This is a genomic window from Acidovorax sp. 59 (assembly GCF_002754175.1).
GTDB classification, from domain to species: domain Bacteria; phylum Pseudomonadota; class Gammaproteobacteria; order Burkholderiales; family Burkholderiaceae_C; genus Acidovorax; species Acidovorax delafieldii.
The window spans coordinates 24,152-42,747 of sequence record NZ_PEET01000001.1 but is presented as its reverse complement, the minus strand read 5'-3'; the positions used below and the strand labels follow the sequence as shown (position 1 = coordinate 42,747).

Annotated in this window: 20 protein-coding genes and 1 riboswitch; of the genes, 10 read left to right on the top strand and 10 right to left on the bottom strand. The window is 66.3% G+C overall.

The features are described 5' to 3' along the window. The first annotated feature begins 71 nt into the window (after window positions 1–71). Window positions 72–527, top strand: coding sequence for a YXWGXW repeat-containing protein (locus tag CLU87_RS00250; RefSeq protein ID WP_056065438.1), 456 nt, complete (start codon window positions 72–74; stop codon window positions 525–527). A gap of 66 nt (window positions 528–593) precedes the next feature. Here CLU87_RS00250 and CLU87_RS00245 read toward each other — a convergent pair whose 3' ends face one another. Beyond that, window positions 594–1,376: a 2-keto-4-pentenoate hydratase gene (locus CLU87_RS00245; RefSeq protein ID WP_099729108.1), complete on the bottom strand. Its 783-nt coding sequence runs from the start codon at window positions 1,374–1,376 to the stop codon at window positions 594–596. Window positions 1,377–1,604: 228 nt separating this feature from the next. After that, window positions 1,605–1,716, top strand: a riboswitch (glycine riboswitch). Between the two features lie 95 nt (window positions 1,717–1,811). Between CLU87_RS00245 and CLU87_RS00240 the strand changes: the two genes are divergently transcribed. Further along, window positions 1,812–3,131, top strand: coding sequence for a D-amino acid dehydrogenase (locus tag CLU87_RS00240; RefSeq protein WP_099729107.1), 1,320 nt, complete (start codon window positions 1,812–1,814; stop codon window positions 3,129–3,131). A gap of 56 nt (window positions 3,132–3,187) precedes the next feature. Here the strand turns inward: CLU87_RS00240 and CLU87_RS00235 are convergent, their stop codons facing one another. After that, complete coding sequence (locus CLU87_RS00235; protein WP_099731962.1) at window positions 3,188–3,496, bottom strand: cytochrome c; 309 nt, start codon at window positions 3,494–3,496, stop codon at window positions 3,188–3,190. A gap of 137 nt (window positions 3,497–3,633) precedes the next feature. Then, the gene (locus CLU87_RS00230) at window positions 3,634–4,848 is read right to left on the bottom strand and encodes a sulfite oxidase (protein ID WP_099729106.1); all 1,215 of its coding nucleotides are present in this window, start codon (window positions 4,846–4,848) and stop codon (window positions 3,634–3,636) included. A gap of 228 nt (window positions 4,849–5,076) precedes the next feature. On the opposite strand from CLU87_RS00230, the gene CLU87_RS00225 reads away from it, so the two are divergent. Together CLU87_RS00225 and CLU87_RS00220 are read left to right on the top strand one after the other, a co-directional pair. Further along, window positions 5,077–6,252: a rhodanese-like domain-containing protein gene (locus CLU87_RS00225; protein WP_056747899.1), complete on the top strand. Its 1,176-nt coding sequence runs from the start codon at window positions 5,077–5,079 to the stop codon at window positions 6,250–6,252. An 80-nt stretch (window positions 6,253–6,332) separates the two neighbouring features. After that, a complete protein-coding gene (locus CLU87_RS00220) occupies window positions 6,333–7,658 on the top strand; it encodes a hemolysin family protein (RefSeq protein ID WP_099729105.1) in 1,326 nt (441 codons plus the stop codon). Between the two features lie 57 nt (window positions 7,659–7,715). Here the strand turns inward: CLU87_RS00220 and CLU87_RS00215 are convergent, their stop codons facing one another. From CLU87_RS00215 to CLU87_RS00190, 6 genes are all read right to left on the bottom strand, one after another. Continuing rightward, window positions 7,716–9,050: an FIST N-terminal domain-containing protein gene (locus CLU87_RS00215; RefSeq protein ID WP_099731961.1), complete on the bottom strand. Its 1,335-nt coding sequence runs from the start codon at window positions 9,048–9,050 to the stop codon at window positions 7,716–7,718. Window positions 9,051–9,128: 78 nt separating this feature from the next. Beyond that, window positions 9,129–9,998, bottom strand: a complete 870-nt coding sequence (locus CLU87_RS00210) for a PhaM family polyhydroxyalkanoate granule multifunctional regulatory protein (RefSeq protein ID WP_099729104.1) — start codon at window positions 9,996–9,998, stop codon at window positions 9,129–9,131. A gap of 105 nt (window positions 9,999–10,103) precedes the next feature. Continuing rightward, entirely contained in the window at window positions 10,104–10,589 is a 486-nt protein-coding gene (locus CLU87_RS00205) for a copper chaperone PCu(A)C (protein ID WP_099729103.1), read from the bottom strand. A 64-nt stretch (window positions 10,590–10,653) separates the two neighbouring features. Continuing rightward, window positions 10,654–11,214 (bottom strand): YcnI family protein, encoded by a 561-nt coding sequence (locus tag CLU87_RS00200; protein WP_233193670.1) that lies wholly within the window; start codon window positions 11,212–11,214, stop codon window positions 10,654–10,656. Window positions 11,215–11,228: 14 nt separating this feature from the next. Beyond that, window positions 11,229–13,559 carry a TonB-dependent receptor gene (locus CLU87_RS00195; protein ID WP_099729101.1) on the bottom strand — a complete coding sequence of 777 codons (2,331 nt, stop codon included), beginning with the start codon at window positions 13,557–13,559 and terminating at the stop codon, window positions 11,229–11,231. 80 nt (window positions 13,560–13,639) lie between these two features. Continuing rightward, window positions 13,640–14,011, bottom strand: coding sequence for a DUF2946 family protein (locus tag CLU87_RS00190; protein ID WP_199170767.1), 372 nt, complete (start codon window positions 14,009–14,011; stop codon window positions 13,640–13,642). 122 nt (window positions 14,012–14,133) lie between these two features. Between CLU87_RS00190 and CLU87_RS00185 the strand changes: the two genes are divergently transcribed. From CLU87_RS00185 to CLU87_RS00165, 5 genes are all read left to right on the top strand, one after another. Beyond that, the gene (locus CLU87_RS00185) at window positions 14,134–14,781 is read left to right on the top strand and encodes a glutathione S-transferase (protein WP_099729100.1); all 648 of its coding nucleotides are present in this window, start codon (window positions 14,134–14,136) and stop codon (window positions 14,779–14,781) included. Between the two features lie 123 nt (window positions 14,782–14,904). Next, window positions 14,905–15,276, top strand: a complete 372-nt coding sequence (locus tag CLU87_RS00180) for a TraR/DksA family transcriptional regulator (RefSeq protein ID WP_099729099.1) — start codon at window positions 14,905–14,907, stop codon at window positions 15,274–15,276. Between the two features lie 64 nt (window positions 15,277–15,340). Next, complete coding sequence (locus tag CLU87_RS00175; protein WP_099729098.1) at window positions 15,341–15,715, top strand: hypothetical protein; 375 nt, start codon at window positions 15,341–15,343, stop codon at window positions 15,713–15,715. Window positions 15,716–15,766: 51 nt separating this feature from the next. Continuing rightward, window positions 15,767–16,180, top strand: a complete 414-nt coding sequence (locus CLU87_RS00170) for a VOC family protein (protein ID WP_099729097.1) — start codon at window positions 15,767–15,769, stop codon at window positions 16,178–16,180. Beyond that, the gene (locus tag CLU87_RS00165; RefSeq protein WP_015016008.1) at window positions 16,177–16,770 is read left to right on the top strand and encodes a MarC family protein; all 594 of its coding nucleotides are present in this window, start codon (window positions 16,177–16,179) and stop codon (window positions 16,768–16,770) included. Before CLU87_RS00170 ends, CLU87_RS00165 begins: the two co-directional genes overlap by 4 nt. 83 nt (window positions 16,771–16,853) lie before the next feature. Here the strand turns inward: CLU87_RS00165 and CLU87_RS00160 are convergent, their stop codons facing one another. Next, on the bottom strand, window positions 16,854–17,402 hold the full coding sequence (locus CLU87_RS00160; protein WP_056065396.1) for an Rrf2 family transcriptional regulator: 549 nt from the start codon (window positions 17,400–17,402) through the stop codon (window positions 16,854–16,856). A gap of 150 nt (window positions 17,403–17,552) precedes the next feature. Between CLU87_RS00160 and nhaR the strand changes: the two genes are divergently transcribed. Further along, a complete protein-coding gene (nhaR, locus tag CLU87_RS00155) occupies window positions 17,553–18,449 on the top strand; it encodes a transcriptional activator NhaR (RefSeq protein ID WP_099729096.1) in 897 nt (298 codons plus the stop codon). Window positions 18,450–18,596 lie beyond the last annotated feature (147 nt).

Below are 18,596 nucleotides of genomic sequence, written 5' to 3'. Positions count from 1 at the left end.
AGCGCGGCGCCGGGTGCCCGTGCACCATCGAAACACCCGGTTCCGCATCGAACCACCCACAGGAGACACTCATGGCCCGCCACCCGCTCACCGCAGCATCCCTGGCGCTTATGGCGTTTTTGGCCTTCGCTCCTGCGCAGGCCGCCACCCAGGGCACCGTCATCATTCAGTCCGGCCAACCCGAGCGCGGCTACCAGACTGCGCCCACCTACCAGGTGATTCCTGCGCCGCCACCTCCGCGCAATGAAGCGATGCCCCGCCCTCGCCGAGGCCAGGTATGGGAAGAAGGCCACTGGGAATGGCGTGGCAACCGCCACCACTGGGTGCGCGGCCACTGGGTGCAGGCGCGCAACGGTTACCAATATCGCCAGCCCCAGTGGATCGAACGCGAAGGCCGGTGGGAGATGCAACGCGGTGGCTGGGACCGCGACGGTGACGGCATCTCCAACCGCAACGACCGGGACCGCGATGGCGACGGTGTGCCCAACCGCCGTGACAGCCAGCCGGACAACCCGCGCCGCAATTGAGGGAGCAGCTCCCGCCGCGACCAGGGCGCTGAGCAGGCTCCGTCCCCGCGATAGCGGCAGACACTGCTACCGCAGCAACAACACAGCCTGACCGAGCCCCGGAAAGTCCGCCACCACCTCGGTCTCTGGCGCCACCAGCACGGTGCCGGTGCACGACCCCGTGGTGACCCACTGCCCCGCGCGCAGCCCGCCCAGGCTGCGCGCGCCTTCGTTGGCCAGCCACACCAGCAGCCGCAGCGGGTCGCCCGCCGGATTGCCCCAGGTGGCATGCTGCACGGCCACGGCCCCGTTCACCGACAAGGTCACCGCTTGCGCCAGGGGCTGCACGGCAGCGACATCGGTCACCCCAGCCCCCACGATCAACGCCCCGTGGCAGGCCTGGTCGGCCAGACGGCTCCACTCGCCCTGTTGCGCCCATGCAGCAAAGCGCGTGTCGCATACCTCAATGGCGGCGCGCACCGACACCACCGCCCCCAGCACCTCGGCGGCGCTGTAGGGGGTGGCGCGGGCGGGCAGGTCTGCCCCCAGTTCGTACACCAGCTCCGCCTCCACGCCCATCACGGCAAAACCCGCTGCGGACAGAGCAACCGCCTCACCCGCTGCGGCCGCCCACACCGAATCGCGCGTGAGAGCGGCCCGCGCGGGTTGCGCCTGGGGCGACGCGGCGCCGACCTTCCAGCCTGCGATGTCACCGCGCGCACGCACCACGGCGTCCTGCACCGCGTAGGCCTCGGCGGCATCGCGTGGGCGAAGCCCTGCGGGAAAGTCCAGCGGGCGGGGGGTGCGCCCCTCCCGGGCCTGGGTGATGACGGCGGCGCTGGCGACAGGGTCCAAAGTGGCGGGGGGCATGGCAAAACTCTCAGTAGGACGAGGGGTCGGCGGATTATCGGCACCTTCACCAGCGGCCCCGCCCCGCTGCATCAGCAACGATTGCGCCCCATTAGCAGCCGGAGTTGATCTTGCGCGCAGGCTTGGCCCCTAGAATCGGCCTCGCAGGAGAGCACGGCAGCCACAGGCCGCCGCTGCACCGAAGGCGCAAACTCCCATACACGCTCAGGTCCCGTACTGCACCATTCATCAAAGCCGTCTGGAGAGCCGCCTCGCGCAACGCGAAGCGCACCGAAGGAGCAAGCCGCAGCCCGGGTGGGTGGCGGTGAATCTCTCAGGTACCAAGGACAGGGGGAGCGGCAGCTAGGGCATTCATGCGCCAGCTGCACGCTATTGAATTCATAGCTGCCAGCGCATGTTGTTCTAGCGCCAGAGCCCAGAAAGGCTTTGAAAATCATGCGCGTGATCGTTTTGGGCGCCGGCTTGCTCGGCGTGACTTCGGCTTATTTCCTTTCGCAACTCGGCCACGAGGTGACCGTCATCGACCGCCAGGGTGCGCCCGGTGCCGAGACCAGCTTTGCCAACGGCGGCCAGATCTCGGTGAGCCACGCCGAACCCTGGGCCAACCCCAGTGCGCCGCTCAAGGTGCTGCAGTGGCTGGGCAAAGAGGATGCACCCCTGCTGTTCCGCCTGCGCGCCGACATGCGGCAATGGCTGTGGGGTCTGTCCTTCCTGCGCAACTGCACGCCCGCGCGCACGCGCCACAACATCGAGCAGATCGTGCGCCTGGGCACCTACAGCCGCGACACGCTGCAGCAGCTGCGCGCGGCCACCGGCATCCAGTACGACCAGCGCACGCAGGGCATCCTGCACTTCTATACCAACCAAAAAGAATTCGACGGCGCGCTGGCCCCGGCCGAGCAAATGCGCCAACTCGGCTGCGAGCGCCAGGTGATCAGCGCCGACGAGGCCGTGCGCATCGAGCCTGCCCTGGCCCATATCCGCCCTCAGCTGGCGGGCGCCACCTACACGGCCGAGGACGAATCCGGCGACGCCAACCAGTTCACACGCGAGCTGGCCAAGCTGTGTGAAGCGGCGGGCGTGCAGTTCCGCATGGGCCACCACATCACCGCGCTGCGCGAGGCAGGCGGCCGCATCGACCATGTGGAAGTGACCAATGCCGAAGGCCGCTTCGATCGCGTGCGCGGCGATGCGTTTGTGCTGGCCATGGGCTCGTTCAGCCCGCTGCTGGCGCAGCCACTGGGCATCCAGCTGCCCATCTACCCGGCCAAGGGCTACTCGGTGACGATGCCGGTCAAGGACGCCAGCAAGGCGCACCAGGTGAGCCTGACGGACGACGAGTTCAAGCTCGTGTTCTCGCGCTACACCAGCGAACGCGGCGGTGATCGCCTGCGCATTGCCGGCACTGCCGAGCTGAACGGCTATGACCGCCACCTGAACCAGGTGCGCTGCGAGGCCATCGTGCGGCGCGTGGAGCAGCTCTTCCCCGGCGCGGGCGACGCGAGCCAGGCCCAGTTCTGGAGCGGCCTGCGTCCCGCCACGCCCAGCAACGTGCCGCTGATTGGCAAGACGAAGGTGGGCAACCTGTTCCTTAACACCGGCCACGGCACGCTGGGCTGGACGCATGCCTGCGGCTCGGGCAAGGCGTTGGCCGACATCGTGAGCGGCCGCGTGCCCGAGGTGGACTTTGCGTTCCAGGGCTTGCAGGGGCGCGCAGCCGGGGCGGCGCTGGTGCCGTCGCGCACGGCAGCCTGAAGCAGCGTGCGGTTGCAGCGAGGCAACGCTGCTGCAACCGCCGCGAGAGGCTGCGCCTACTTGGCCGCGCCTGTGGCGTGTGCCACAAACTGCGCCACGGCCAGCATGTCCTTCTCGCTCATGCGCTCGGCATAGGACGGCATCACGCCGATGCCTGCCTTGAGCGCACGCAGTACACGGCCGGCGTCGGGTTTCAGCTCATCCAGCACCGGGCCTACCTGGCCCTCGGCACCGGCGGCCTGCAGCGTGTGGCACACCGCGCAGGCGGGCTGGATCTTGGTGAACAGCTCCTTGCCGCGCGCCAGCTCGGCCGGCTCGGCGGCCCAGCTGGCACCCGCCCACAGTAACGCTAGCCCTACCAGCAAACCGCCTTGCGGCACCCGAGGCCGTTCGATAGCGGCGCGCACCCATGCCAGTGCCACCGTGGAACTGGCTCTGCCAGGCCACGGGTGGCGTCCCCCCTTCGGGGGGAAGGCGCAAAGCGCCTCAGGGGGGAGCGATGTCATGCCACGGTCACGGTGACGGCGTGGTCGCGCCAGCTGGCGTTGTTGTAGCCGCCCAGGTTTTCCTCGCGCTGCTCGGCCTGCACATTGCCTGCCGTGTCGGTGGCGCGGCTGGCCAGTACATGGGTGCCCGCCTCCAGGCGCACGGGCAGCGCAAACTGCCGCCAGGCAAAGGGGCCCAGATCGGGGCCGATGAGCTTGGCCGCCAACCAGGTCTTGCCGCCATCGGCCGACACCTCCACGCCCTTGATGCCGCGCGTACCGCCAAAGGCCACGCCATGCACCTGCACCTGTCCGGGCTTGAGTGCCCCCTTGTCGGGCAAGGGGCCGTTGATCCACGACTTCACGCCCATCTCCCACACCGAAGGCTGGTCGGGGCTGGCCTTGCTGCCGGGCGGCGACATGCGGTAGCCGTGCGACATGATGCGCGCCTGCGACTGTGCGCTGGTAAACGCCACGCGCTTGACGTACTTGATGTTGTTCACGCCCTGGTAGCCGGGCACCACCAGCCGCAGCGGCCCGCCATGCGCCAGCGACAGCGGCTCGCCGTTCATCTCCCAGGCCAGCAGGGCGTCGTCCATCGCCTTCACGGGCACCGAGCGCTCCACCAGTACCGACAGCGGGTCCACACCTTCGGGCAGCTTCTCGCCCCCCGTGCCGGTCAGGTAGGCGGCACCATCGGCCAGCCCGCCCAGGGCGGCCACCACGTTGCGCAGCGGCACACCGCTCCAGACCACACAACCGGCAGCGCCCACCGACCAGGGCGTGCCGCTGGGCTTGCTGGGGAAAAAGCCCCGGCCATTGCCCGAGCATTGCAGCACGGTGGCCACGGTCTCCACGCCCAGCGTCTTGAGCTCAGCCAAGGTGAGACTGCGCGGGCTCTTGACCCCTTCGACGGACACCGTCCACGCGTCGCGGTTGTCCAGGATGGCCGCGTCAGGCGCAGGCAGGTTGTTGCGCACGTACAGCTGGTTGGACGGCGTGATGACGCTGGTGCCGAACGCGGAGCGGCGCGTCTCCAGGGTGCTGCTGCTGTGCACGATCAATGCATCCGGCGACTTCCACCCCGCATAGGCGGGCAGCGGCTTGACCGCAGAGGCTGCGGCTTGCTGGGCCCGCGCACTTCCCGTCCATCCGGACAGGCCCAGCGCGCCCAGGGCAGCAGCACTTCCGGCCAACATGTGGCGGCGCGGCAGGGTCATCGAATCTTTCATGGAAACGTCTCCAAATAGTGGGGTGGACAAAACCTTGTGGCCCCTCGCCATTGGGCGGGGACTGGGGCTGGGGGATCGGGTCAGCCCGCATTCTGTGCGGCAGCTCCTCCTGCCGCACGCGCGGCGTCGTTAGCAGAAGTAACAAGAACAAAAGATCAGAAACATTCGTACGCAGGTGCGGGGGGCGTGGGCATATTCGCGCTTTGTTTTGGGGAGAGGAGCAGCGCAATGAACACCACCAGAAAACCGACCCGAGGCCCGCTGGGACTGCTACTTGTCCTATGGCTGGGTTGCAGCGCAGCACAAGCCCAGCTGACGGCCATCGTGGCCGTGGAGCCCACCGCCCGCAAGGCGGCGCATTCCATCCTGCGCACCGCTGCCGAATCGGGCCTTTCGAAAGCCGCGGGCCAGTCGGTGGCACTTACGACCAGCGACGATATGGCCGACGTGATGCGCGCCACCCGCAGCGCGGGCTATGACATCTTCATTGGCCCTGCCCAGGTGGCGGCGTCTGCGTTGCAACGCGGCTACGAACTGGTAGGCGCAACGCAAAAATCAGACAGATACCTGCTGGTCGGGCTGCAGCAGTTGGCGGCAGTGCCTGCGATGAAGGGCCGCAGGCTCTACCTGCCCCAGCAAGACTCGGTCTATACCTACATGGCGCGCGGCATGCTGAACGAGGCAGGGCTGTCGTTCCAGAACCTGCGCGCCGTGCAGTACGAAAAATTTCCCCAGGCGGGCCTCACCGCCCTGACCCTGGGCACGGCCGATGCCACCGTGGTGCGCGAGGACGACTGGGCCGAATGGTCTGCGGCGCACCCCGGCATCGCGCGGGTGCTGGCCACGTCGCAGCCCGTTCCGGGGGGGTTCTCCATCGTGGTGAAAAAAGATCTGCCGGCGGATGCGCGCAACAAGCTGGCCCAGTGGTTCAACGCGTCGTCCTCCGCCAGCGGCCTGCCGCCAGTCTCCGTGCGCCCGGAGGCGGTGGAATACCGCCGCGTGGCCGAGCTGGGGCTGTTCACGCCCACCAGCCTGCCTGGGGTCAACCGTGTCACCGCGCGCGAGGCCCAGACCCTGCTGGCGCAGGGCGCCACGCTGGTGGACACCCGCACCGAAAAGGAATTCAAGACCAAGCGCATCCGCGGGGCCGTGTTCGCTGCGTATGTGGAAAAGAGCCTCAAGGACGTGGCCTTCAATGCCGCGCAGGATGACTTCCAGGCGCTGGACAAGCTTCAGGGCCTGGACAGAGCCAAGCCGGTGATTTTTGCGTGCAACGGCGCCGAATGCTGGAAGTCCTACAAGGCCGCCAAGGTAGCCTCCGCCAAGGGCTTCCAGTCGGTGTACTGGCTGCGCGGCGGGTTGCCCGAATGGGATGAAACCGGCCTACCAACCGAAGGTGGCTAGGAGCCTGCGCAAGGCCTCTGGCCCCTGTCCTTACAATTGGTCGCTTCTCAACTCCCAAGGGCGCGCAAGGCGCCCTTTGTATGGAAATAGCAATACTGTTCGCCCTCATCTGTCTCAACGGCCTGTTTGCCATGTCAGAGATCGCTCTGGTCACGGCCCGCAAAGTCCGGTTGCAAAAGCTGATTGATGAGGGCGATAGCGGTGCCGCCGCGGCCGTGAAGCTGGGCGAAGACCCCACGCGCTTCCTCTCCACCATCCAGATCGGCATCACGTCGATCGGCGTGCTCAACGGTATCGTGGGCGAAGCCGCGCTGGCCGCGCCGCTGGCCTCGTGGCTGGAGCGCCTGGGGGTGCCACTGCCCTACGGCGGCTACGCGGCCACGGGTCTGGTGGTGGTGTTGATCACGTACTTCTCCATCGTGGTGGGCGAACTGGTGCCCAAGCGCATCGGCCAGTCGTACCCCGAGACCTTTGCCCGCCTGGTGGCACGGCCCATCAACTTTCTGGCGCTGGCCACCAAGCCGTTTGTGCTGCTGCTGTCCACATCCACACGCACGCTGCTGCGCCTGTTGGGTGTGAAGGAAACCAGTGGCAGCCCGGTGACCGAAGAAGAGATCCACGCCATGCTGGTCGAAGGCACCACCGCCGGCGTGATCGAGTCGCACGAGCACACCATGGTGCGCAACGTGTTCCGCCTGGACGACCGCCAGATCGGCTCGCTGATGGTGCCGCGCGGGGATGTGGTGTGTCTGGACATTGATGCGCCGTTTGAAAACAACCTCCAGTGCATTGAAGAGTCCGACCATGCGCGCTTCCCGGTGGTGCGCGGCGGCATGGACAACATCCTGGGGGTGATCAACGCGCGCCAGTGGCTGTCCCGCACCCTGCGCGACAAGGCGCGTGGGGGCCTGGCCGACCAGCCGCTGCAAACGGCGCTGTATGTGCCCGAAACCATCACGGGCATGGAGCTGCTGGACAACTTCCGCCTGTCGGACGTGCACATGGCGTTTGTCATCGACGAATACGGCGAGGTGCAGGGCATTGTGACGCTGCAGGACCTCATCGAGGCCATCACCGGCGAGTTCCAGCCGCGCGACCCCGAGACCTCGTGGGCGCTGCAGCGCGAGGACGGCAGCTGGCTGCTGGACGGCCACATCCCCGTGCCCGAGCTGAAGGACCGCCTGAACCTGGACGCCGTGCCCGAGGAAGAGCGCGGCCGCTACCACACACTCAGCGGCATGATCATGCTGCTGACCGGCCGCCTGCCCAAGGTGACCGACACGGTGCAGTGGGAGGACTGGAAGCTGGAAGTGGTGGACATGGATGGCAAGACCATCGACAAGATCCTGGCCACGCGGCTGACGCCCGAGGAAAAAGCCGAGTCCGACGAGAACGGCGCGGGCTGACCGGCGTTGACGATGGCGGGGGCTGCTGCGCCAGCCAGCCCCCTCCCCTCGTCTACCTCAGGACGGCGAGGGCTCGCCGTCCACAAACACGGTCAACACGCCGGTGTAGCCGTACAGATGGTGGTGGGCGATCTCGCCGCCCGCAAAAAAACCGGCCAGTGGCACATCGCCCAGCGCATGGCGCACGATCTGCAGCTCCGCGCTGGGCCCGCCAAAATGCGGCCCGCCCCGGCCCGAGCAGCTCACATAGATCGCGCCGCAAATGCGCCGCCCCGTCTGGGGTTGCGCTCCAGCATGTCCGGCAACGCCCGGCGCAGCGGCCAGTTCCCCTGGCGCGCCGGACGCCACCATGGGCGCGGGTTCCAACTCCTCCGGCGATAGTTCCTCGCGGATCTCGGCGCAGATGCGCATGAGGTCCGCCCGCGCGGCCGCCACGTTGCGCTGGCAGAACGCCAGGTGCATGCCGGGCTCCACATGGTCGGCCAGGGCCACGCCCCGGCGGGAGCCGTCCAACCCCAGGATATGGCGCACGCGCGTGTCGGTGCCAAAGTGGCCCGTGCGGCGCTGGCCCTGTGGCTGCTCCCCCGCACTGACCAGTCCGGCCAGCGTGGCGCGCACCTTGCGCAGGGCAGGCTGCGGGTCGCCACTGTCGAGCGACACCTGCAGCGTATCGAGCAGCACATCCAGCGCCGGCTCGCCATCCAGCGCAAGCACCACGTTCTCCTGCGCGGCCGTGATGGTGTGCAGCGCGCCCACGGGCTGGCAGCCCTGCGTGACGCGCGACACCAGCGACACACCCGCGCCAAACGCCACGCCCGAGAGCCCCCCGTCAAACACCCCGCTGGCACCGCCCTGCCCGGCCATGTTGCCGTCGCCGCCCACGGCAAACTGCACGCTGGCCGTGCGGCTGGCGCTGAGGCCGCCAAACAGGTAGCCGGTGTCAGTGCGCGCGGCCATCTCGGTCAGCAGTTCGGCCAATTCCGGCGTGTGGCCGTCGGCATGCACCAGCGCTGTGTGGGCCACAAAGCCTGCGCCGGCATGCGGCGCGTGGGCGGGCAGCGGCGCCACGCCAGAAAACACGCGGTACTGGTCGGCCGGCACATCGAACAGCATGACCGACAGAGCCGGCTCGTCAAAGTACTCGGCATTGTTGGCCGACACGCCCACGCCCACGGTACCGCTCCAGTCGGTCACCTCGGGCAGTTCACTGCTCAGGTAGTCGAGCAGCGCCTGGGCCTCGTTGGCATAGTGGTCGGTGATGTACAGCAGGCCCAGGGTGGGCGCCGACGCGTAGTCAGGCAATGCCATCTGGGCGCGCAACTGCGCCAGTACCAGCGCAGCGGCCATGCGCCACTGCGGGTGGGTCGCATGGCCGGTGGGGAAGAGTTTCATGGTGATGGTCTCCAGGCCTGGGCGGGGGTGGGGCAGTGCCGCGCCATCTGCGGGCTGCCACACCGGCCCGCTTTGGCGTCAGCCCGCTCGCTTGCGTGCCGCAGGGCTGCGGGTGCTGCCGGCCTTTTTAGCGGCGGGTTTCGTGGTGGTTTTGCGGGCTGCGGGCTTCTTGGCGGCAGCGGCCTTTTTGGCAGTGCCCGCTGATGACGCGGCGGCGCGCTTGGCGCCGCCCTGCATGGTCTGCATGCCCTTGGCGGCAAACTGGCTGGCCATGCCGGTGGCCGTCTTGAGGGCTTCCTTGGCCAGGCCGGTGGCCATGTTCTTGGTGGTGTCGATGGCGGTCTGCTTGGCCGCGTCCTTCATGGCGTTGGTGGCAATCTGCTGGAACTGGCTCGTGAGCGCGCCCCACCACTGCATCGGGTCCACCACGGCAGGCTCGGCGGCCGCCGCTGTCTTGCCCTTGGCTTTGCCTTTGGCGGGTTGAGGGGCGGGCTCGGTGTCAGCGGGCTCCTCCTCGGACTCGTCGGCAGCGCTGGCGCGGCCGGTCACGCGGGCGGCAGCACCCGCCACGGCCTCGGCGGCGCCGGTCACCGTGTCAGCGGCTTTTTGCACGCCGCTCATCACCGTGTCGGCGGTCTTGAGCTTGAAGGCGTTGGCCACGTCGCCCATGCTGAAGTTCATGCCCTTGAGCGTGGCCAGGGTCATCTTCTGCACCTCCAGCGCCTGGATGGTGGCGGCCAGCGCGCGTGAGTTCTGCTCCAGCCAGAACTGCACGGCCTTGAGCTCGTCGATGCGCTTTTCCAGCTCTTCGACGCTGATGGTGGGCGCCACCCAATTGCTGAGGTTGGGCAACTGCGGAATGCTGCTGGACGCCCCCTTGGCAAGGCTTTGCAAAAAGTCAAAACCGGGGACGAATTTGCCGAAACCGAAGTTGGATGTGTCGCTCATGGCCGCTCCGCAAGAGGTGGGTCGTGAGAACCTGCTGAAGGTTCTGAGGAGTCACAGCTTACTCCAATGCGTTGCGCCCGCGAAGGCGCTGCGGCGGCTGTCACCTCAGTGTTTATGCCCATCCATCATGCTGCCCGCAGTGGCGCCACCGGGTGCAGCGGTGCCCACCGGCACCGTGAGGTTGAGCTTGCTTTCCACGCCCTTGGCGTCCTGGAACACCAGGGTGATGGGCACCGCGCTGTCCTTGGCCAGGGGTGCCTTCAGGTCCAGCAGCATGATGTGGTAGCCCCCGGGCTTGAGTTCCACCGTCTTGCCTGCGGGCAGGTCCAGCGTAGGCACCGCACGCATCTTCATGATGTCGCCTTCCATCTTCATCTCGTGCACCTCGGCAAGGCCGGCAGCGGGCGACTCGGCACGTACCAGGCGAGCACCGTCCTTGGCGGTCAGGCGCATGAATGCGCCCGTGGCCTTCTGGCCCTGCACGCTGGCACGCGCCCAGGCGCCTTCGACCTTGACGGCGGCGGTCTGGGCCCATGCAGGGGCACTCAGCAGTGCGGCAAAGACGGCAGCGGTGTGAAGCAGTTTTTTCATGGTGAATGTCTTTCGGTTTGCGAGAGAAGAAAGGGGAAGCAGCAACAGGCTCTGGGTCCGACTGTCAATGATTGTGGGCAGCGGCGCCACCGGTGGGCAGAATCTCCAGCGCTGCGGCAGGGGACTTCAGGTCCGACAGCTGCTGGCCTGCCTTGGGCACCTCGGTCCAATCGTTGCGGCCCTCGGTGCAGACCTGGCGCACCGGCCAGTACACGGTGCCCGCCTGCTCCGGCGCCTGGGCCACGAGCACAAACTCGTCGTAGTGCGCGCTTTGCAACATGTCGTCCGGCGTCTTGGCCGTCCAGGTGATGCGTACCACGTCTTCGGTGATGCTGCGGCCGTGGCTGGTGTAGGGCTGGGCCAGCTTGTCGCGCTGCACATCCAGCGTCCAGCCCGACTTGGGCATGGGGCGTGCACCGCGCATGCCTGCGGGGATGTCCACCACGACCTGCCGCGTGGGCGACGCGCCGCAGCCGTGGCCGACCTTGAACGCGGCCTTGTAGCTGGCGCCGGCCGGGGCCACCTGGTATTCGAGCACCACATGGGCAGATGCAGTGCTAAACAGGGCTGTAGCGCTAGTCAAACATGCGGTAGCAGCTATCTTTTTCATAGTATTCAGAGACATGGGATATTTTCCTTTCAGAGGCTTACCTTCAGCTCGGCCATGTAGCTGCGCTGCGGGTAGGGGTGGAAGTTCCAGAACTGGTAGTTGTTGAGGTTGTCGATGCCCACGGCGGCGCTGACCGCTTTGGTGATCTGGTAGCGCACGCGCACATCGGTGGTGAAGTAGCGGCTCGCGCCCTGGTAGGCAAAACCGTTGGGGTCACTGTTGTCGAGCGTGCTGTACTGCTTGCCGCTGTAGCGCGCGCCCAGGGTGTACGACCACTTGTCATCGGGCCGGTAGGTGGCCACCGCAGTGGCGCGCCACTCGGGGATGCGGGGCTGCCATTGGCCGACGCTGGCCGGGAACTTGTCGTTGCGCGTGATCTTGGAATCCGTCCAGGTCAGGCTGCTGCCCAGCTCCAACCCGCGCACAAAGACGTTGGCGGCCTGGTACGACAGCTCAATGCCCTTGGTACGTATGGCATCCACGTTCTGCACGTTGGTCACGTTGGGTGTGACGAGCACATTGGTTTGCGAGTACAGCGCGTCCTTGGTGCGCTCAAAAAAGGCTGTCAGGCGCAGCAGGCCATTGCCCATGTCGCGCTCGGCGGTCAGCTCGGTGGTCCAGCTCTTCTCGGGTTTCAGATTGGGGTCGTTGTTGATGAGCGTGCCACTGCCGTTGATGCCGCCCTGGTACAGCTCGGCCACGGTGGGCATGCGCACGGCGCGTCCGGTGGAGGCCTTGAGCACCCACAGGTCGCTGGCCTGGTAGGCCACGGCCGCCTTGGGCGACACATAGGTTTCGTTGCGCTCGGGGTGGCTCAGCGTGGTGGTGGCGTTGCCGGTCTGGCCGTTGCTGGCGCTCCAGCGCTCGGCGCGGGCGCCCAGCACGGCCTTCCACCGTGGCGCGATCTTCCACGTGTCTTGCGCCCACAGGCCAATGAGCTGCGTGTCGCCGTTGAAGGCCTGGTTGCGGGCGCCTGCATCACCGCTGATCCAGTTCGTCGTGGCGTTTTCGATAGTGCGCAGTTGGTAGCTGTCGCGCTGCAAGCCAAAGTCCACGATGTGCGTGCCCTGCAGCCCATCGGGCCGCCAGGTGCCCTTGGCGGCCAGCGTGTTCCAGCCCGTGCCCTTGCTGTTGACGATGCGCCCTGCCCCACCGTTCAGCGCGGCAGGCAGCGCCACGGTAGCAGCGCGCAGGGTGTCGGTCTGGTAGTCGTACAGGCTGGCGGCCACCTCCCAATCAAACACGCCCTGTGTGCGGCTCTTGACCGACAGACCGTGCATGAAATGCGTGAGGTCTTCGTTGGACACATTGAAGTCCGTAGGCGCGAGCGCAAACGAGCGGCCATTGATGTTGACCGTGCCGCTGTAGACCGCATTGCCGTTGGCGTCGCGCAGGTAGCTGGTGGGGCGCCCCTCGGATGCGTTGTGCCACCAGCCGAAGGTGTAGGCGGCGCGCACGGTGGGCGAAAAGTCATAGGCGATCTTGGCCTTGATGTGGTCTTGCTGCGTGTGGTACTGGGTGGCCGTGCCCAGCAGGTACCAGGGCTGGTTGCTGCGGTTGTTGCCCAGCACTGCGCCCGTCACCGGCGTGCCCGCATTGCCCACGGTCCCCGCAGACACGAGGCGCGTGGGGAAGGTGAGCGGCTGGCCTTCGCTGTCGGTCTTGTTGAAGTTCAGGAACCACGACCAGTCGCCATTTCTGTTGCCCACCGAGGCGCTCACCTGCTTGCCCCCATAGGTGCCGTTGGTGCTGTACAGGTCAAAGGGCTGGTGCTGATAGCTGACCTGCCCGTGCGCCTCGAACTTTGTCGGCATGCGCGTGACGTAGTCCACCACCGCGCCCACCGAGTTGCCTGCGTAGGCGGCCGAAAACGGGCCGTAAAGCACGTCCACGCGCTCAATTTCTTCCGGCGTGACCAGCATCCAGCGCGGCGCGTTGGTGGGGCCGTTGCCCAGGTAGTTGCTCAGCAAAATGCCATCGGCAAACACCATGGACCGCGCCGGGTTGCCCGTGCCCGAGGCGCGGGTGGACAGCACTGCGTGGTTGTAGTCGCCGATATAGCGCTTGCGCACCAGCAGACTAGGCAGGTACTTGAGGGCGTCTTCGCTGTCGGTGGCGTTGATCGCATGCTCGATCTGCTCACGCGTCACGCCCTCGATGGTGGTGGGGATCTGCGTGGGCAGCGAGGTGGGCTGGCCGCCGGTGATGGTGACCACGCCCAGTTCCTTGACCGGGGCATGGCTGGTGGTGCTGGTGCTGTCAGCGGTCTGGGCGAATGCGGATGAAGCCCCGGCGGACGCGATGCCAAGGACGACGGGAAAGGCACTGGCCACGGCCAGCGCCATGCGGCTTTTGCGCATGGAAACTCCTGAAAATCAAACCAAATAGGCCGCAAGCGCATGTAAATCATGCGCGAGCAGCTATCGAATCAATAGCAATTTCAGGAGAGTGATGGGGGCCCGCGCGGCGGCAGCGGCGCGGCAGTGCGCGCTGCAATGTGCGCGGCAGGGATGGGGCGCAGGGCATGCGCCAGGGGGTGAACCACAGGCAGCTGGGCCTGGGACGCGGGAGGTGGAGCACCCACGTGCGCACACAACGGGCAGTCCAGCGTGTGGCTGGACAGTTCCTTGGCGCCGTCGTCGGTCTTGACCAGCACCTTGATCGCGCCCGAGCCCGAGCAGATCAGCTCCATGGCCTGCGGGTGCACCAGCGGCGACGCCACGGCCACGCCGATCGACAACACAAACCACGCCAGCACACAACGGGCGAGCCAGCGAAGGCTGCGGATGGTTTGGAGGGACGGCAACGACATGGAAGCGCCATTGTAGGTGCGCAGTCCACGCCAGCCAGTGCACGGGTCATCTGCGTGACCGCCCCGCACCAGGTGCGGGCCTAGGATGTGCGTTTGCCCCTACAACACATCGGAGACACACCATGCTCACACTCTGCGGCTTTTCGGCCAGCAACTACTACAACAAGGTCAAGCTTGCGCTGCTCGAAAAGGGCCTGCCGTTCACCGAAGAACTGGCCTGGGTGGGCGAGACCGATCGCAGCGCCAGCCCGCTGGGCAAGGTGCCCTACCTGCGCACGCCGCAGGGAGCGCTGTGTGAGTCGGCGGTGATCGCCGACTACATCGAAGCCGCCCACCCCGATCACCCGCTGATCCCGGCCGACCCCTTCCAGGCCGCCAAGGTGCGCGAGCTGATCACCTTTCTGGAGTTGCACCTGGAGCTGGTGGCACGCAACCTGTATCCGCAGGCGTTCTTTGGCGGCACCGTGAGCGACACCGCCAAGGAAAAGGTGGGCGCACAGCTGCAGAAGAACATTGCCGCCTTCGGCCAGTTGGCAAAGTTCAGCCCCTACGTGGGCGGCGACACCTTCACGATGGCCGACTGCGCGGCCGTCGTTCACCTGCCGCTGATCAGCTCCGCCACCAAGATCATCTACGGCAAGGACTACCTGGCCGACCTGCCTGTGCGCGACTACCTCGCCCGCATGGCCGAACGCCCCCATGTGCAGCGCGTGAATGCGGACCGCAAGACCAACACCGCCGAAATGCTGGCGCGCCCGCCCAAGCGCTGAGCCCGCCACGCAGCGGTGTCACCAGGGTGGGAACACCGCGCGCCATCCCTTGACCTTGGTCAACCCAGCGCGCCGCGCACAGGCGCACCATGCAGGTATCCGATCACCCCGAGGAGACCCCGCATGGACAAGACCCAAGCCGCACCTTTCCGCCAGCAGTTATTGGCCCAGCAATCCGAGTTGCTGGCCCAGCTGGCCGCGCAGCGCGGTGGTGTCATCGGCCGCGCCGAAGCCGCCGCCGACCACTTCGGACAACCGGAAGACCCGCGTGCCCAGGTTGCCACCGAACGCGAGCTGGAATTTGCCCTGGACGAACGCGAGACCGCACACCTGGCGGCGGTCGAGGCCGCCCTGGCCCGCATCGAAGCCGGCACCTACGGCGAGTGCACGGGTTGCGGCACCCACATCACCGCCGCCCGCCTGCACGCCACGCCCGAGGCCGCACGCTGTGTGCATTGCCAGGAAGAGGCAGAGCAACACCGGCGGGCGGCATGAGCGAATGCACGCACTCAGGCTGCTCCTTTCCCGTTTTTTGTCACTCCTTCAAGAAAGCCGATTCATGAGCACTTTTCACGCCGTTGTCTGGATGGACCAATCCGAAGCCCATGTGGTGATGTTCGATCGCGAACACGCGGAAGCCCAGCGCATCAAGTCCCGCAGCCACCACAAGCACCAGGGCAAGGCCGACGACCTCGCGCCGTTTTTTGCCGATATCGCCCAGACACTGACCCACACCCGCGAGGTGCTGCTGGCCGGCCCGGGCCTGGTGCGCAACCAGTTCCGCGACTGGGCCGCCAAACACCATGCGGCCGTGGCCGGCGTGGTGGTGGACTCGGTGGCCGCAGACCACCCGACAGACGCCCAGCTGGTGGCCATGGCGCGCCAGTACTTCAAGAAGTTTGACAACATGGCCGCCGATCCGTCGGTCGCCTGACTGGCCTGCAGGCCGCGCCAAGGCGTGGCACTGGCTGCTATCCTCTGTGGGATGCGCAGCCTCTTTCACCTCGCCTTTCACGTCACCGACCTGGATGCCGCCCGGCGCTTTTACGGCGGCGTGCTGGGCTGCCTGGAGGGTCGAAGCACCAACACCTGGGTGGACTTCGACTTCTTCGGCCACCAGATCTCGTTGCATCTGGGCACGCCGTTTGCCAGCGCCCGCACCGGGCGCGTGGGAGACCATCTGGTGCCCATGCCGCACTTCGGCGCCATCCTGGAGTTGCCCGACTGGCATGCGCTGGCCGCACGGCTGAAGGCCGCCGACACCGCCTTCGTGCTGGAGCCGCAGGTGCGTTTTGAAGGCCAGCCGGGCGAACAGTGGACGATGTTCTTCCACGACCCCAGCGGCAACCCGATCGAGATCAAGGGCTTTCGCTCGCTGGACGCGGTGTACGCAACGTGAGCTACACCTTCGCGTCGGCCACCATCCTGCTCCTGCTGATCACCGATCCGCTGGGCAACATCCCCATCTTTGCCAATGCCCTGCGGGGCGTGGCGCCCGAGCGCCGGGCGCGGGTGATCCTGCGGGAAGTGCTGATTGCGTTTGCACTGCTGCTGGTGTTCCTGTTCTTCGGAGCGGAGTTCCTGCGGGTCATGAATTTGAGCGACTTGTCGCTGCAGATTGCCGGTGCCGTGGTGTTGTTTCTGATCGCACTGCGCATGATCTTTCCGTCGGCGGACGGACCACAGGCGGAGCTACCGGGCGAGCCGCTGATCGTGCCGCTGGCCATCCCCGCGCTGGCAGGCCCTTCGGCGCTGGCCACGGTGATGCTGCTGGTGGCCCAGGCCCCGGAGCGGCGATGGGAATGGGTGGGCGCACTGTGCGTCACCATGGCCGTGTGTGCCGTGGTGTTGCTGCTGGCCGAGCGCATCCAGCGCCTGGTGGGCGAACGCGTGGTGATGGCGTTTGAACGCCTGATGGGCCTGATCCTGGTCGCGATCTCGGTGGAGATGCTGATCCGGGGAATCAAGCAGCTGGCGCACCAGCTGTAGCCCGCGCTAGGAGCCGCTGGCCACGGCCCTCGTGTGTGCGTGGCGCCGTTCACAGCGCCCCGCAGCACCACATGGCGGCCGCTTCAGCGACGCTGCAGGATCGGCATGGTCCCCAGAGCAAACACCGAGTTGGGCACGTTGACCCGCGCCATCAAAGGGCGGGGCTTGGGTGCCAGCGGCAGCTTGGCCCGCGCAGCTGGGGCCTTCTCCTCCACGACCGTGCCCTGCTCCAGCGCCTGGGTGACAAGGTCCTGAAGCGTCACCGACTGCAGGTACTCCATCACCCGGGAGTTGAAGCTGGTCCACAGTTCTCCCGTCATGGATTTGACCTGGGCGGCCTGACTGGGCCCCAGGTTCTGCAGCTCGTCGGTCTTGAGGTTTTCTACCGCTAGGATGATTTCAGCCACCGATACCTGCTCCGCTTGCCGCGCCAGGGTATAGCCGCCACCGGGCCCTCGGGTACTGTCTACCAAGCCGGCGCGGCGCAGTGCGCTGAACAGCTGTTCAAGGTAAGACAGAGAAATCCCCTGCCGTGCGCTGATGGTGGACAAAGGCACGGGCCGCATCTTCTGGCGCAGGGCCAGGTCGGTCATGGCGGACACCGCCAGCTGTCCTCGGGTCGTGATACGCATCGTTGCTACTCCTTGTGAACACAGGCAGCTCCAGGCCGCAGCGCAGATCGCCACGGAAGCTGCCAAACGTCAATGTAGAGAATTTCATACTTCGCGTATATTCGTTTTATTGAGTTTTATTCTTCGATTTATGCGAAGCATTTGGGCAGTATGAACTTCAAGCACCTGCGCTACTTCTGGACGGTTGCCAAGGCTGGCGGTGTGATGCGGGCCGGTGAGCAGCTCAACACCACTCCGCAAACACTGTCCGGCCAGATCAAGCAACTGGAAGAGTGGCTGGGCCACGACCTGTTCCGGAAAAGGGGGCGTGGCCTGGAGCTGACCAGCGAGGGGCGTGTGGCCCTGGGGTATGCCGAACAGATCTTCGCGCTGGGCGACGAGCTGGAAAAATCCATCCGGCTGGCGCGTGGACAAGAGAAGCCGCTGGAGTTCCGCGTGGGGGTGGCCGACTCGATAGCCAAGTCGGTGGCCTACCACCTGCTGGAGCCCGCACTGGGCATGCCGCAGCGCGTGCACATGACCTGCCATGAGGGCAAGTTTCCCGAATTGATTGCGCAGTTGAGCCTGCACCGGCTGGACCTCGTGCTGGCCGACGAGCCTGTTTCCAACAAGATCGGCGTCAAAGCCTTCAACCACCCGCTGGGCACCAGCAGCATGAGTTTTCTGTGCGCCCCCGCCCTGCGTGCACAGTTGGAGGGGCCGTTCCCCCAGTGCCTGCATGGTGCGCCCATGCTCATCCAAGGTCCCATGTCGTCCGTTCGCCAGCAACTCGACCACTGGCTGAACAAGCACCACCTGCAACCCCGTCTCGTCGGCGAGTTTGACGACAGCGCGTTGATGAATGCGTTTGGGCGGGAAGGCAGAGGCATCTTCACATCCCCCTCCGTGCTGGAAGAGGAGACCACTGCTCAGTTTGGCGTGGAGGTTATCGGCCGCTCCTCAGACTTGGTGGAGGAATTCTTTGCGATCTCCATTGAAAGGCGCATTACGCACCCCTGTGTGGTGGCCATCACCAAGGCCGCCAAGGCAGATCTGTTCGCTCACTGAGCCGGTAGGAGCGCGATGGCGCTCTGCGCAGGAGGAACAAGTTGTCATCAACACGCCAACTCGCGCCCTCATAGAGGAGCACAAGCAACGAGTGAGAGCACAAACAAAAACGCCCACTGTGGAGTGGGCGTTTTGTTTTAGCAATGC

Bases quoted from the DNA above. Each gene is read 5' to 3' on its own strand.
- CLU87_RS00250 (WP_056065438.1), top strand. From the start codon at position 72: ATGGCCCGCCACCCGCTCACCGCAGCATCCCTGGCGCTTATGGCGTTT.
- CLU87_RS00245 (WP_099729108.1), bottom strand. From the start codon at position 1,376: ATGCCCCCCGCCACTTTGGACCCTGTCGCCAGCGCCGCCGTCATCACC.
- CLU87_RS00240 (WP_099729107.1), top strand. From the start codon at position 1,812: ATGCGCGTGATCGTTTTGGGCGCCGGCTTGCTCGGCGTGACTTCGGCT.
- CLU87_RS00230 (WP_099729106.1), bottom strand. From the start codon at position 4,848: ATGAAAGATTCGATGACCCTGCCGCGCCGCCACATGTTGGCCGGAAGT.
- CLU87_RS00225 (WP_056747899.1), top strand. From the start codon at position 5,077: ATGAACACCACCAGAAAACCGACCCGAGGCCCGCTGGGACTGCTACTT.
- CLU87_RS00220 (WP_099729105.1), top strand. From the start codon at position 6,333: ATGGAAATAGCAATACTGTTCGCCCTCATCTGTCTCAACGGCCTGTTT.
- CLU87_RS00215 (WP_099731961.1), bottom strand. From the start codon at position 9,050: ATGAAACTCTTCCCCACCGGCCATGCGACCCACCCGCAGTGGCGCATG.
- CLU87_RS00210 (WP_099729104.1), bottom strand. From the start codon at position 9,998: ATGAGCGACACATCCAACTTCGGTTTCGGCAAATTCGTCCCCGGTTTT.
- CLU87_RS00205 (WP_099729103.1), bottom strand. From the start codon at position 10,589: ATGAAAAAACTGCTTCACACCGCTGCCGTCTTTGCCGCACTGCTGAGT.
- CLU87_RS00200 (WP_233193670.1), bottom strand. From the start codon at position 11,214: ATGTCTCTGAATACTATGAAAAAGATAGCTGCTACCGCATGTTTGACT.
- CLU87_RS00195 (WP_099729101.1), bottom strand. From the start codon at position 13,559: ATGCGCAAAAGCCGCATGGCGCTGGCCGTGGCCAGTGCCTTTCCCGTC.
- CLU87_RS00190 (WP_199170767.1), bottom strand. From the start codon at position 14,011: ATGTCGTTGCCGTCCCTCCAAACCATCCGCAGCCTTCGCTGGCTCGCC.
- CLU87_RS00185 (WP_099729100.1), top strand. From the start codon at position 14,134: ATGCTCACACTCTGCGGCTTTTCGGCCAGCAACTACTACAACAAGGTC.
- CLU87_RS00180 (WP_099729099.1), top strand. From the start codon at position 14,905: ATGGACAAGACCCAAGCCGCACCTTTCCGCCAGCAGTTATTGGCCCAG.
- CLU87_RS00175 (WP_099729098.1), top strand. From the start codon at position 15,341: ATGAGCACTTTTCACGCCGTTGTCTGGATGGACCAATCCGAAGCCCAT.
- CLU87_RS00170 (WP_099729097.1), top strand. From the start codon at position 15,767: ATGCGCAGCCTCTTTCACCTCGCCTTTCACGTCACCGACCTGGATGCC.
- CLU87_RS00160 (WP_056065396.1), bottom strand. From the start codon at position 17,402: ATGCGTATCACGACCCGAGGACAGCTGGCGGTGTCCGCCATGACCGAC.
- nhaR (WP_099729096.1), top strand. From the start codon at position 17,553: ATGAACTTCAAGCACCTGCGCTACTTCTGGACGGTTGCCAAGGCTGGC.